This window comes from Streptomyces sp. NPDC088812 (assembly GCF_044750285.1).
GTDB lineage: Bacteria > Actinomycetota > Actinomycetes > Streptomycetales > Streptomycetaceae > Streptomyces.
Genome location: NZ_JBIVJP010000011.1, coordinates 238,868 through 251,160 on the forward strand (window position 1 = coordinate 238,868; position 12,293 = coordinate 251,160).

The 12,293-nt window shown below is 72.4% G+C and carries 11 protein-coding genes; 6 read left to right on the top strand and 5 right to left on the bottom strand.

Features of this window, described 5'->3' with window-relative positions; translation table 11 throughout:
- Positions 1–40 precede the first annotated feature (40 nt).
- Entirely contained in the window at positions 41–1,294 is a 1,254-nt protein-coding gene (locus ACIP67_RS21175) for an MFS transporter (RefSeq protein WP_401693527.1), read from the top strand.
- A 171-nt stretch (positions 1,295–1,465) separates the two neighbouring features.
- On the opposite strand, the gene ACIP67_RS21180 is transcribed toward ACIP67_RS21175, so the two are convergent.
- Positions 1,466–2,050 (bottom strand): suppressor of fused domain protein, encoded by a 585-nt coding sequence (locus tag ACIP67_RS21180; protein WP_401693529.1) that lies wholly within the window; start codon positions 2,048–2,050, stop codon positions 1,466–1,468.
- A gap of 508 nt (positions 2,051–2,558) precedes the next feature.
- Here ACIP67_RS21180 and ACIP67_RS21185 point away from each other — a divergent pair.
- On the top strand, positions 2,559–3,674 hold the full coding sequence (locus ACIP67_RS21185) for a magnesium and cobalt transport protein CorA (protein WP_401693531.1): 1,116 nt from the start codon (positions 2,559–2,561) through the stop codon (positions 3,672–3,674).
- Between the two features lie 23 nt (positions 3,675–3,697).
- Positions 3,698–4,216, top strand: coding sequence for a hypothetical protein (locus ACIP67_RS21190; protein WP_401693532.1), 519 nt, complete (start codon positions 3,698–3,700; stop codon positions 4,214–4,216).
- Positions 4,217–4,849: 633 nt separating this feature from the next.
- On the opposite strand, the gene ACIP67_RS21195 is transcribed toward ACIP67_RS21190, so the two are convergent.
- On the bottom strand, positions 4,850–5,593 hold the full coding sequence (locus ACIP67_RS21195) for a hypothetical protein (protein ID WP_401693633.1): 744 nt from the start codon (positions 5,591–5,593) through the stop codon (positions 4,850–4,852).
- 212 nt (positions 5,594–5,805) lie between these two features.
- Between ACIP67_RS21195 and ACIP67_RS21200 the strand changes: the two genes are divergently transcribed.
- The 3 genes from ACIP67_RS21200 to ACIP67_RS21210 are packed head-to-tail and all read left to right on the top strand — an operon-like array spanning position 5,806 to position 8,885.
- Positions 5,806–7,095 carry a magnesium transporter MgtE N-terminal domain-containing protein gene (locus tag ACIP67_RS21200; protein WP_401693534.1) on the top strand — a complete coding sequence of 430 codons (1,290 nt, stop codon included), beginning with the start codon at positions 5,806–5,808 and terminating at the stop codon, positions 7,093–7,095.
- Complete coding sequence (locus ACIP67_RS21205) at positions 7,079–7,708, top strand: DUF1003 domain-containing protein (protein WP_401693535.1); 630 nt, start codon at positions 7,079–7,081, stop codon at positions 7,706–7,708. Before ACIP67_RS21200 ends, ACIP67_RS21205 begins: the two co-directional genes overlap by 17 nt.
- A gap of 43 nt (positions 7,709–7,751) precedes the next feature.
- Positions 7,752–8,885, top strand: a complete 1,134-nt coding sequence (locus ACIP67_RS21210; protein ID WP_401693537.1) for an Mrp/NBP35 family ATP-binding protein — start codon at positions 7,752–7,754, stop codon at positions 8,883–8,885.
- 120 nt (positions 8,886–9,005) lie between these two features.
- Here ACIP67_RS21210 and ACIP67_RS21215 read toward each other — a convergent pair whose 3' ends face one another.
- From ACIP67_RS21215 to ACIP67_RS21225, 3 genes are all read right to left on the bottom strand, one after another.
- Entirely contained in the window at positions 9,006–9,665 is a 660-nt protein-coding gene (locus tag ACIP67_RS21215) for a hypothetical protein (protein ID WP_389513963.1), read from the bottom strand.
- 182 nt (positions 9,666–9,847) lie between these two features.
- A complete protein-coding gene (locus ACIP67_RS21220; RefSeq protein ID WP_401693538.1) occupies positions 9,848–10,306 on the bottom strand; it encodes a sec-independent translocase in 459 nt (152 codons plus the stop codon).
- Between the two features lie 201 nt (positions 10,307–10,507).
- Positions 10,508–12,241, bottom strand: a complete 1,734-nt coding sequence (locus ACIP67_RS21225; protein WP_401693636.1) for a trypsin-like peptidase domain-containing protein — start codon at positions 12,239–12,241, stop codon at positions 10,508–10,510.
- Positions 12,242–12,293: the final 52 nt, after the last annotated feature.

Genomic DNA, 12,293 nt, shown 5'->3' on the forward strand with positions numbered 1-12,293 from the left:
ATGTGTATACACCAACCATCCCCCCGGGATCGGAGCAGGCATGGACCCCTTCGACACGGGCTCCGCCGCCGGCACCGCGGCCGGCACCGGAGCCGGCGGCATACTGCGGCAGCCCAAGGCGGTGTGGGCGACCGCCGGCGCGTCCGTCGTCGCCTTCATGGGCATCGGACTGGTCGACCCGATCCTGCCGTCCATCGCCCAGGGTCTGGACGCCACGACCGGCCAGGTCTCCCTCCTCTTCACGTCCTACTTCCTCATCACCGCCTTCGCGATGCTGCTGACCGGCTTCGTCTCCAGCCGCATCGGCGGCCGCAAGACCCTGCTGCTCGGCCTCGCCCTGGTCGTGGTCTTCGCGGGCCTGTCCGGCACCTCGGACACGGTCGGCCAGCTCGTCGGCTACCGCGCCGGCTGGGGCCTGGGCAACGCCCTGTTCGTCTCCACCGCCCTCGCCGTCATCGTCGGCGCGGCGGCGGGCGGCAGCGCGGCCGCGATCCTGCTGTACGAGTCCGCCCTGGGCCTCGGCATGGCGTGCGGGCCGCTGCTGGGCGCGCTGCTCGGCGACGCGAGCTGGCGCTACCCCTTCTTCGGCACCGCGGTCCTGATGGCGATCGGCTTCCTGTGCATCACGGCGTTCCTGAAGGAGCAGCCGCGGCCGGCCCGCAGGACCTCCCTCCTCGACCCGATCCGGGCCCTCGGTCACGGCGGCCTCGCCTCGGCGGCCGCGTCGGCCTTCTTCTACAACTACACGTTCTTCACCGTGCTGGCCTTCACCCCGTTCGTGCTGAACATGACGCCGTACAGGTCGGGGGCGGTGTTCTTCGCCTGGGGTGTGCTGCTCGCCGTCTTCTCCGTCGTCGTGGCACCACGCCTGCAGAAGCGGTTCGGCTCGCTGAAGGTGCTCGGCGGCTCCCTGGTGCTGCTCGCCGCCGACGTGCTGGTCCTCGGCTACGGCGGCCACACCGCGGCCGTCGTCTGCACGATCCTGTCCGGCGCCTCCATCGGCGTGAACAACACCGTGTACACGGAGCTCGCCCTGGGCGTGTCGGACGCACCGCGCCCGGTGGCGAGCGCGGGCTACAACTTCGTGCGGTGGTTCGCGGCGGCGGCCGCTCCCTACTTCGCGCCCAAGATCGAGGAGTGGACCGACGTCCACGTCCCGTTCGTCGTGGCGGCGCTCACCGCGGCCGCCGGCGCGCTGGTGGTCGTCGTACGGCGCGGGGCGCTGGAGCACGACGCGGAAGAACTCGCGCCCCGGCACGCCACGGAGGACGGCGTCACCGTCTTCGCCGACTGAACCGGCGAAAGGCGTCACCGTCGCCACCGTCTTCGCCGGCCGAGTCGGAGAAGGGCGTCACCGTCTTCGCCGGCCGAGTCGGAGAAGGGCGTCACCGTCTTCGCCGGCCGAGTCGGCGTACGGTCAAACGGCGGGCCCCAGGTGCATGTCGGTGACCTTGCTCACGTGCCGTCAGTCCAGCGGGACGGACCTGCGGGACGGATCCCGCAGGTCCGTCCCGTGCGTGAGCCAGCGCTCCTGGAGTGCCTGGGCGCCGTGCACGCGCTTCCAGGCGGCCTCGTTCGGCGTCATCGGCAGCAGCGGCAGGAAGCGGACCGGGTCGAGGGGCTCGTCGAGGTCCAGGTCCTCGACCAGACCGCCCGGCTCGGCGACCAGCACCGAGGTGAACGGCGCGCCGGGCCACAGGGGTTCACCGACGTCGAGGGAGGCGCCGGGGGTCACGACCACACCCTCGACCTGCGGGGACGCGGCGAGCACGGCGAGCGGGCGGAGCACCTTGTCGGTGTCGGCGAGACCGCTCCGCACGGACAGGACCAACTCGGCGCGCGGCCCCCGGACCGGGTCGGCGACCATCGCGGTGGGGTCGCCCATCGGCTGCGCGGACATGCCGAGTGTGGCGTAGCGCACGATGTCACCCTCCTGGAAGCGCAGCACCTCGACGCGGTCCGTACCGAGGAAGGTGACCGCGGCACGGGCGTCCGGCTCACCCAGCGCGGTACGCAACCGGGCCTCGACCAAAGGGAGAACATCCGTCATGCCGCGAGAATAGAACTCGTCAGTACCGGGCAAAGCAGCGCCTTGACACTTCCGTCGGCTGATACTCTTGCCCGGTGGTTCGGGGCAGCACGCAGAAGCGTCGCGATCAAGCCCCGACGCCGAAGGTACTCCCCTACGGGGGACCGGCTGGAGGAGGTGGGGCTGTCATGGATCGAAGTCGACCGTGCAGTACCACTCGCTCTTCCCGCCGCTGATGTAGCTCTGTGGCTCCGGCCGATCGCCGCCTCTCGCGTTCGCGCTCGCGTCTTCACACGGAAGAGCACTTCGTTTCGTTGTACCGGATCCGTCCGACCGGTCCTCAGGGCCCGATCGTGCTGGTCCTTCTGATCTGAAGCAGTAGCTGAATCAGTAGCGAAACCCGCCACCGCGACGGTGCGGTGCTCCCCGCTTTGTGGACGTGCCAAACATCTGGAGTCAGGACGTCCCCATTCCGGGTAGTTCCACCCGTCGTCGGCGCCTTTCGTTGCCCGTCGCGAAGGAGCCCGCCATGTCGATGATCCGCGACCTGCGTGCCGTGGTCCGCCCGTCCCGTCCCTCCCCGCGCAAGGACGGCCACGCGTACGACACCACCCGCGACCCCGCCACGCCCTCGGCCGTCGTCGACTGCGCCGTCTACCGCGACGGCGCCCGCGTCCACACCCCCGCGCCGCTCACCCCGCAGGAGGCGATGCGCCAGGTGCGGCGCGACGGCGGGTTCGTGTGGATCGGGCTCCACGAGCCCACCGAGGCCGAGTTCGCGGGGATCGCCGGCGAGTTCGGGCTGCACCCGCTGGCCGTGGAGGACGCCGTCCAGGCCCACCAGCGGCCCAAGCTGGAGCGGTACGACGACTCCCTGTTCACGGTGTTCAAGACCATCCACTACGTCGAGCACGACCAGCTCGACGCCAACAGCGAGGTCGTCGAGACCGGCGAGGTCATGTGCTTCACCGGCAAGGACTTCTTCATCACCGTCCGGCACGGCGGCCAGGGATCGCTGCGCGGACTGCGCCGCCGCCTCCAGGACGACCCCGAGCTGCTCGCCAAGGGCCCCTCGGCCGTGCTGCACGCCATCGCCGACCATGTCGTCGACGGCTACATCGCGGTCGCCGACGCCGTCCAGGACGACATCGACGAGGTCGAGACCGAGGTCTTCTCGCCCGGCCGCAAGGGCGCCCCGCGCGGCACCGACGCCGGACGGATCTACCAACTCAAGCGCGAGGTGCTGGAGTTCAAGCGCGCGGTCTCGCCGCTGCTGCGGCCGATGCAGCTGCTGAGCGAGCGGCCCATGCGGCTGGTCGACCCCGACATCCAGAAGTACTTCCGGGACGTCGCCGACCACCTCGCCCGCGTCCAGGAGCAGGTCATCGGCTTCGACGAGCTGCTCAACTCCATCCTCCAGGCCAACCTCGCGCAGGCGTCCGTCGCCCAGAACGAGGACATGCGCAAGATCACGTCCTGGGCGGCCATCATCGCCGTACCGACCATGGTCTGCGGGGTGTACGGCATGAACTTCGACTACATGCCGGAGACCCACTGGAAGTACGGCTACCCCGTGATCATGTCGGTCACGGTCGTCCTCTGCCTGGGCATCCACCGCACGCTGAAGCGCAACGGCTGGCTGTGACCGCGCCTGGATAGGGTGAGGCCATGACACGCGAGCTGCTCGACCAGGCCCTCGTCGAGGAGGCCACCAAGAAGTCCGGCCTCATCTGGGTCAAGGCGGCCGGTGAGCCGGCCGCGCGGGCGCTGTGGCACGTCTGGCACGAGGGCGCGGCCTGCCTGGTCGGTGACGGACCGGGCGAGCAGCCGCTGCCCGGCCTGGCCGACGGCGCGTCGGCCGAGGTGACCGTGCGCAGCAAGGACAAGGGCGGCCGGCTGGTCTCCTGGACCGCCCGGGTCGTCCAGCTCGCCCCCGGCACCGAGGCGTACGGGGCGGCCGTCGCCGACCTCAAGGGCAAGCGGCTGAACGCGCCCGACGGGGAGGCGATGACGGAGCGGTGGGCGGCCGAGTGCAGGGTGGTCCGCCTGGAGCCGACCGGGGGGACGGTGCCGCTGCCCGAGGGCTCCCTGGCGGAGGCCCCGCGGCCGTCGCCGGCCACGACCCGGCGGGAGATCCCCGCCGGCCTGCCGCGGCTGCTGCTGAAGAAGAAGCGCAAGAGGAAGTAGCCGCCGTTCAGCCGGGCACCCGGCGTCCGGGTGCCGGCCCGGCACGGTGCGGGCCGCACCTGCCCCCGCCTCACCGCCGCCCCGGCACGGTGGCCCGAGGGGACCCCACTGTGGCAGCCGCCCCGGCGTAGCGACCCGAGCGGCCCCGGCCGTCGCGGGCCGCCCCGGCCCGGCGGTCCCCGGAGGACCCAGCCCGCCGCGACAGCCCCCTCACGGCGGCCCGAGAGCGGCCCGCGACCGTCGCACAGCCGCTCCTGCGCTCGCGCCCGCGGATTCAGCCCTCGCGGCTGTCCCGGCCCGGTGTGCCCGAGCGGGCCCGGTCATCGCAGCCGCCCCCGCGGATCCAGCCCTCGCGGCTGCCCCGGCCCGGTGTGCCCGAGCGGGCCCGGTCATCGCAGCCGCCCCCGCGCGGTGGCCCGAGCGGAGCCGCCCCCGCGGCCGCCCCCACGCGCGAGCCGGACCGGACCGCCCGCGCCCGGACCGGGCCCCCTAGCCGGGCCGAGTCGGGCCGGATCAGGCCGGAACGAACCAGGCCAGGCCGGACCGGACCAGGCCGGACCAGGCCGGACCAGGCCGACCGCGCGGTAGCCGGTCGGCGGCGGCGGGGGCCGCTCGCGCGGTCGGCCGTGCCGGTCACGACGTGGGCAGTTCCTTGCCGTAGTCCACCGTCTCGCCCTTCGCCGGTTCCTTCAGGGCGAAGTCCTCGCCCCACGCCGAGAAGCTCAGCGTGCCGGCGTCGCCCGCGCGCACCAGGCGCAGCGGGTACGGCTTGCCCTCCAGGGAGACGTCCAGCGTGCCGCCGGAGCCGCCGCCCCCGGTGATGCGGACCGTGCGCTTGCCGGACTGCTCGTGGTAGCCGTCCTTGCCCAGCGAGCCGTGCAGCGTCAGCAGGTCGCCGAGGAGCAGGTCCTTGTCCGTGAAGCCGCTGAACTTCTTGTACGAGGGGTCCCCGGACGGCACCTTCACGTACTTGCCGTCGAGCTTGTCCGCGGCCGCCGTGTCGGAGTCGCTGCCGGTTTCGCCGTCCTCGTTCTTCCAGAACGCCGCGTCCGCCTTCAGGTACAGCTGCTCCCCGACCCGCAGCAGGTGGAAGGACGCCCCCGCGGCGGTGACCGAACCCGTGCCGCCGTCCGACTTCAGACGCATGTCGAGCTTGTACGACTTCCCGCCGGCGACCACGGTCCCGGACAGCCGCACCGTGTCGACCGCGGTCGCGGCCGCCTTCGTCTTCTTCTGGATACGGTCCGCCGACAGCTTGCCGACGCCGTTCGTGCCCGCGTCCGGGTCCTCGCTGCACCCCGTCACGCCCAGGCCCGTCACGACCAGTGCGCACATCGCGCTCACCAGTGTCCGGCGGTGGGTACGGCCCTGGGGCATCGCGGTCACAGAGACAACAGCCTTTCTGCGGGGGAGTCCTGAGCGGCGTACCGCAGCGTACCGGGGCTGCCCGGCGGCAGCGGAGCCAGTCCGTCCGGACCGCTCACCAGGGCGTACCCGATCGGGACGGGCTAGCCTGAAGCCCGCACGAGCGGGCATTTGCGAAAAGAGCACCACAGGTAACAACCACGGGTAACGAAGGAGGTGCGGCCATGGCCGCGGGCGTCCCCCGGATCTTCGTCTCGCACCTCTCCGCTGTCGCCGTCTTCGACCCCAACGGCGACCAGGTCGGCCGCGTACGCGACCTGGTCGTGATGCTGCGCGTCCGGCGCCGGCCGCCGAGACTGCTCGGGCTGGTCGTCGAACTGCCCACCCGCCGCCGCATCTTCCTGCCCATGACCCGGGTGACCAGCATCGAGTCCGGCCAGGTCATCACCACCGGAGTGCTCAACGTCCGCCGCTTCGAGCAGCGGCCCACCGAGCGCCTCGTCTTCGGGGAACTGCTCGACCGGCGCGTCACGCTGGCCGAGACCGGCGAGGAGGTCACCGTCCTCGACCTGTCCGTGCAGCAGCTGCCCGCCCGCCGGGACTGGGAGATCGACCGGGTCTTCGTGCAGAAGGGGAAGAGGTCGGGCGCCTTCCGGCGCGGCAGGGGCGAGAAGCTGACCGTGGAGTGGTCGGCGGTCTCGGGTTTCTCCCTGGAGGAGCACGGGCAGGGCGCGGAGAGCCTCCTCGCCACCTTCGAGCAGCTGCGCCCCGCCGACCTCGCCAACGTGCTGCACCACCTCTCCGCCAAGCGCCGCGCGGAGGTCGCCGCCGCCCTCGACGACGACCGTCTCGCCGACGTCCTGGAGGAACTCCCGGAGGACGACCAGATCGAGATCCTCGGCAAGCTCCAGGAGGAGCGGGCCGCGGACGTCCTGGAGGCCATGGACCCCGACGACGCCGCCGACCTGCTCGCCGAGCTGCCGGAGGCGGACAAGGAGCGGCTGCTGAGCTTGATGAAGCCCGACGACGCGGCCGACATGCGGCGCCTGATGTCGTACGAGGAGCACACGGCGGGCGGTCTGATGACGACCGAGCCGATCGTGCTGCGGCCCGACGCCACCGTCGCCGACGCCCTGGCGAGGGTCCGCAACCGGGACCTCTCCCCCGCCCTCGCCGCCCAGGTCTACGTCTGCCGCCCGCCCGACGAGACCCCCACCGGCAAGTACCTCGGCACGGTCCACTTCCAGCGCCTGCTGCGCGACCCGCCCTACACCCTGGTCAGCTCCCTCCTCGACGACGACCTCCAGCCGCTGGAGCCGGACGCGGCGCTGCCCGTGGTCGCCGGGTTCTTCGCGACGTACGACATGGTCGCGGCGCCCGTCGTGGACGAGGCGGGGTCGTTGCTGGGCGCGGTGACCGTGGACGACGTGCTGGACCACCTGCTGCCGGAGGACTGGCGGGAGACGGAGTTCCACCTGGGCGACGGGGAGGTGACCGATGGTCCCCGAGCGTGAGGGCGGCCGCGTCGAGCGCACCCCGGCCGGTGCCACCGCCACGGGCCGGGCGGCGGCGACGGGTGCCACCGCGACCGGCCGCCCCCGGGCCCGGCTGGACCAGCCGCGCCCGCCCCGGCGGCGCATCGTGCCCGAGTGGGACCCGGAGGCCTTCGGGCGGCTGTCGGAGCGCATCGCCCGGTTCCTGGGCACCGGACGGTTCATCGTCTGGATGACGATCGTCATCATCCTGTGGGTGGTGTGGAACGTCTCCGCCCCGGGCGACCTGCGCTTCGACGAGTACCCGTTCATCTTCCTGACCCTGATGCTGTCCCTCCAGGCGTCCTACGCGGCCCCGCTGATCCTGCTCGCGCAGAACCGGCAGGACGACCGCGACCGGGTCAACCTGGAGCAGGACCGCAAACAGAACGAGCGGTCGATCGCGGACACCGAGTACCTCACCCGGGAGATCGCCGCCCTGCGCATCGGGCTCGGCGAGGTCGCCACCCGGGACTGGATCCGCTCCGAGCTCCAGGACGTGCTCAAGGAGCTGGAGGACCGCAGGGACGGCCACGGCGTATTCCCGGCAGTCGCGGCAGAACGGTCGCACGGACGTGACGTAGACGACCGCTGACAGGCATCCCGGGGCGCCCGCGGCGCGCCGTACCATCGTCTCTATGGCTACGGAAGACGCGGTGCGCGAAGCACTGGCGACGGTGAACGACCCCGAGATCAACCGCCCCATCACCGAACTGGGGATGGTCAAGTCGGTGGAGATCGGCGCGGACGGAGCGGTCGCGGTCACCGTCTACCTGACGGTCTCCGGCTGCCCGATGCGCGACACGATCACGCAGCGCGTCACCGAGGCGGTCTCCCGGGTCGAGGGCGTCACCCGGGTCGACGTCTCGCTCGACGTGATGAGCGACGAGCAGCGCAAGGAGCTCGCCACCGCCCTGCGCGGCGGCCAGACCGAGCGCGAGGTCCCCTTCGCCAAGCCCGGCTCGCTGACGCGCGTGTACGCGGTCGCCTCCGGCAAGGGCGGTGTCGGCAAGTCGTCGGTGACGGTGAACCTGGCGGCGGCGATGGCGGCCGACGGCCTGAAGGTCGGTGTGGTCGACGCCGACATCTACGGCCACAGCGTGCCGCGCATGCTGGGCGCCGACGGCCGTCCCACCCAGGTCGAGAACATGATCATGCCGCCGTCCGCGAACGGCGTGAAGGTCATCTCCATCGGCATGTTCACCCCGGGCAACGCCCCCGTGGTGTGGCGCGGTCCGATGCTCCACCGGGCGCTCCAGCAGTTCCTGGCCGACGTGTACTGGGGTGACCTGGACGTCCTCCTGCTGGACCTGCCGCCCGGCACCGGCGACATCGCCATCTCGGTGGCCCAGCTGGTCCCGAACGCCGAGATCCTGGTCGTGACGACCCCTCAGCAGGCCGCCGCCGAGGTGGCCGAGCGGGCCGGTTCCATCGCCGTACAGACCCATCAGAAGATCGTCGGCGTGGTCGAGAACATGTCCGGCCTGCCCTGCCCGCACTGCGGCGAGATGGTCGACGTGTTCGGCACGGGCGGCGGCCAGCTCGTCGCCGACGGCCTGACCCGCACGACGGGCGCCTCCGTCCCCGTCCTCGGCAGCATCCCCATCGACGTCCGCCTGCGCGAGGGCGGCGACGAAGGCAGGCCGGTCGTGCTGACCGACCCGGGCTCCCCGGCGGGCTCGGCCCTGCGGGCGATCGCGGGGAAGCTGGGGGGACGACAGCGCGGACTGTCGGGGCTGTCCCTGGGGATCACCCCGAGGAACAAGTTCTAGGACCCCTACGACAACGGGGGCGCCGTCCTGTGCGGACGGCGCCCCCGTTGTCGTGCGCGTCGTGCGCGGACAGTGCCCCCGTTGTCGCGCGCGGACAGTGCCCCGTCGTCGCGCGCGGGGTCAGGCGTAGGTGGTGATGTCCTTGATGACGGCGAAGCCGAGCCCGTATGCGCTCATCCCTCTCCCGTACGCCCCCACGTGCACCCCTTCCTCCGTCGAGCCGGCCAGGACCCAGCCGAACTCGGACTCGCGGTAGTGGAACGGGGTCGGCACTCCGTCGACCGGGAGGGACAGCGTGGACCAGTCCGGGCCGGAGAGGTCGTCGGCCAGGACCCACGCGGTCTCGGTCTGCTGCTCCAGCCAGTCGTCGCGCAGGCTGTGGTCCATCTGGCCGGGCCAGGTGAAGGACAGTAGCCCCACCCCGGCGAGCCAGGCCGCGGAGGACACCGACGTGGCCTCCAGCAGCCCCGTGCCGTCGGCGCTCCTGCGCGACGGGCTCGCGGCGACGGTCACCACGACCGCGAACTTCCCGCGGTCCTCGCCCGCCGTCTCGTGCCGCACGGAGGGCTCGTCACCGTGCCCGGTGGAACCGTGCTCGACGGCCCCGTCGGCGGCCGTGCCGACCTGCATGAGCCAGCGCGGTCCTGTGAAGGCCTCGTCGAGGCCGTACCACGGGAAGGGCGCCTCCAGGTAGCCGTCGACCGTGCGCCGGGCGGAGCGGACCTGCTGTCCATCCTCCGCGGCCGGCGCCTCAGCGACTGCCCGACTCGTCGTCTCCATGTGCCCGGACGCCTCCTCGATCTCGGCGGACCGACCCGGCCCGCCCCCCTTCGGGCGGCGTTTCCCCCTGGGGGGTCCGGTCCGCACAACAACCAGGCAGCATAGCCACCCCGCTGCTGACTGTCGGGAAGCCGCCCGGCGCGTGAGGCGTGCGCCCCCTCACACCGGGGGGCGCGTGGGGCTCAGGTGGCGTCCGCGTCGAAGGGCGGGCGGTCGTCCTTGGCCGGCTCCTCGGGCTTCTTCACCATGTCGACGCGGCCGCCGGACGGACCCGACGAGGAGGCCGACGCCGAGGAAGCCGACGCCGCGGAGTCGCTGTCGCGCCCGTGGACCGCGTCCGTGACCTCGGCCATCTCCTTCTTCAGGTCGAAGCCGTTGCGGATCTCCTTCAGCCCCAGGTCCTCGTTGTCCAACTGCTTGCGGATGAACGTCTTGGGGTTGAGGTCCTCGAACTCGAAGTCCTTGAACTCCGGGCCGAGCTCCTGACGGATGTCCTGTTTGGCGCTCTCCGAGAACTCACGGATCTTCCGGACCGTGCGCATCACGTCCTGGATGACCTTCGGGAGCTTGTCCGGACCGAAGACGAGCACGGCCAGGACGACGATCGTCACCAGCTCGAGCGCACCTATGTCATTGAACACCTGAAGCTCCTTGCGATGTCCGCGGTCCTCGGCCCTCGGTGGTCAGTTCGGGTCTTCCGTGGTCCGGGCCGGGACCACGGTACCTGTCGGACCTGTCCGGCCGGTACCGTCCCGAGGTGTCCGAGTGCGTACGGGCGACCTGTTTTCCGCCTTGTTTGCCTTGTGGGACGGCGTTCCGGGGTCCGATCTGTGAGGTTCCTGTCAATTCGAGGAGCCGAGGACCAGCGAGAGGGTGCGTTCCGTCCCGCCGCGTTCGACGGTGAGCTCCAGACGGTCGCCGGGGCGGTGGGCGCGGGTCTTGACGATCAACTCCTCACCCGAGTGGACGGGCAGGCCGTCCATCTCGGTGATGACGTCGCCGGCCCGGATGCCGGCCCGGTCACCGGGGCCGCCGGGGGTGACCGGTGAGCCGCCGTCGGCGCCCTGGCCGCCGACGCGGGCGCCGTCGCCGGTGTAGTCCATGTCGAGGGTGACGCCGATGACCGGGTGGGTCGCCCGGCCGGTGTTGATCAGCTCCTCGGCGACACGCTTGCCCTGGTTGACGGGGATGGCGAAGCCCAGCCCGATGGAGCCGGCCTGGCCGCTGTCGGAGCCGGTTCCGTCGGCGGCCGAACGGATGGCCGAGTTGATGCCGATGACATGCCCCTGAGCGTCGAGGAGCGGGCCCCCGGAGTTGCCGGGGTTGATGGGCGCGTCGGTCTGCAACGCGTCGACGTACGACACGTCGCTGCCGTCGCCGCTCTCGCCGCCGGCCGTGATCGGCCGTTCCTTGGCGCTGATGATGCCGGAGGTGACGGTGCCCTCCAGGTCGAAGGGGGCGCCGATGGCGACGACCGGGTCGCCCACCCGGACGTTGTCGGAGTTGCCGAGGTACAGGGGCTTCAGGCCCTCCACGCCGGTCACCTTCACGACGGCGAGGTCGTAGCCGCCGTCGCCGCCGACGACCTCGGCCTCGGCCGTCTGGCCGCCGTTGAAGACGACGGTTATCCGGCCGTCGGAACCGGCGGGCTCGACGACGTGGTTGTTGGTGAGGATGTGACCGAGCGTGTCCAGCACGAAGCCGGTGCCGGTGCCGGACGTCTCGCTGCCGCTGACGTGCAGCGTGACGACGCTGGGCAGGGCACGCGCGGCGATCCCGGCCACGCTGTCCGCGGCGCGCCCGGTGGGCTCCGCGGAGGCCTGCGGCAGCTGGACCCCGTCGAGTCCGCCGTTGCGCTCCAGGTACGCCCCCACGAGACCTCCGACCAGCCCGGACACGAGCGCGAGCCCCAGCGCCCCGCCGACCAGCACCCGCCGCGCCCGCTTGCGCCACTGCGGCTCCGTGAGCACGGCGGCTCCGGTCTGCTGGAGGGGCCCGCCGGAAACCGACCGGAGCGGGGTCCCGGACCAGGGGTCGTAGCGGTGCCAGGGGTCGGCGGGCGCAGTCTGGGACGTGGCGGCTGCGGGGGCCACAGGGGCCGTCGGGGCCGGAGGCGCGGAGGCCGACGGGTCGGCAGGGGCGGTCGCGGACGCGGAACCTGACGGAGCAGCAGGGGCCGTCGCGGGCGTGGAGACCATCGCGGGCGCGGTGCCTGACGGGACAGCAGGGACCGTCGCGGGCGCGGAGACCGTCGCGGGCGCGGGGCCTGACGGGGCAGCAGGGGCCGTCGCAGGCGCGGAGACCGTCGCGGGCCCGGGGCTTGACGGGACAGCAGGGGCCGTCGCAGGCGGGGAGCCTGACAGGACAGCAGGGGCCGTCGCGGGCGTGGAGGCCGTCGCAGGCGGGGAAGTCGGTGGAACGGCAGGGGCCATCGCGCCGGGGGCGTCCGAGGGACGGGAAGCCGCGGGCGGGAGGGGCGTCGCGCCGGGTGCGGGCGAGCCTGGCGTGACCACGTCGTGAACGGCGCCGGGCACGCCGGGAGGCGGGCCGGCCGGCATCGCGCCCTGGGCCGGCATGGACAGCGCCGGGTGCTGCACGGGCGGTGCGGGGGCCCAGGGGCCCGGCTCG

What these genes read in the sequence shown, in the direction of transcription:
- ACIP67_RS21175 (WP_401693527.1), top strand. Translation starts at nt 41, where the DNA reads ATGGACCCCTTCGACACGGGCTCCGCCGCCGGCACCGCGGCCGGCACC.
- ACIP67_RS21180 (WP_401693529.1), bottom strand. Translation starts at nt 2,050, where the DNA reads ATGACGGATGTTCTCCCTTTGGTCGAGGCCCGGTTGCGTACCGCGCTG.
- ACIP67_RS21185 (WP_401693531.1), top strand. Translation starts at nt 2,559, where the DNA reads ATGTCGATGATCCGCGACCTGCGTGCCGTGGTCCGCCCGTCCCGTCCC.
- ACIP67_RS21190 (WP_401693532.1), top strand. Translation starts at nt 3,698, where the DNA reads ATGACACGCGAGCTGCTCGACCAGGCCCTCGTCGAGGAGGCCACCAAG.
- ACIP67_RS21195 (WP_401693633.1), bottom strand. Translation starts at nt 5,593, where the DNA reads ATGCCCCAGGGCCGTACCCACCGCCGGACACTGGTGAGCGCGATGTGC.
- ACIP67_RS21200 (WP_401693534.1), top strand. Translation starts at nt 5,806, where the DNA reads ATGGCCGCGGGCGTCCCCCGGATCTTCGTCTCGCACCTCTCCGCTGTC.
- ACIP67_RS21205 (WP_401693535.1), top strand. Translation starts at nt 7,079, where the DNA reads ATGGTCCCCGAGCGTGAGGGCGGCCGCGTCGAGCGCACCCCGGCCGGT.
- ACIP67_RS21210 (WP_401693537.1), top strand. Translation starts at nt 7,752, where the DNA reads ATGGCTACGGAAGACGCGGTGCGCGAAGCACTGGCGACGGTGAACGAC.
- ACIP67_RS21215 (WP_389513963.1), bottom strand. Translation starts at nt 9,665, where the DNA reads ATGGAGACGACGAGTCGGGCAGTCGCTGAGGCGCCGGCCGCGGAGGAT.
- ACIP67_RS21225 (WP_401693636.1), bottom strand. Translation starts at nt 12,241, where the DNA reads ATGCCGGCCCAGGGCGCGATGCCGGCCGGCCCGCCTCCCGGCGTGCCC.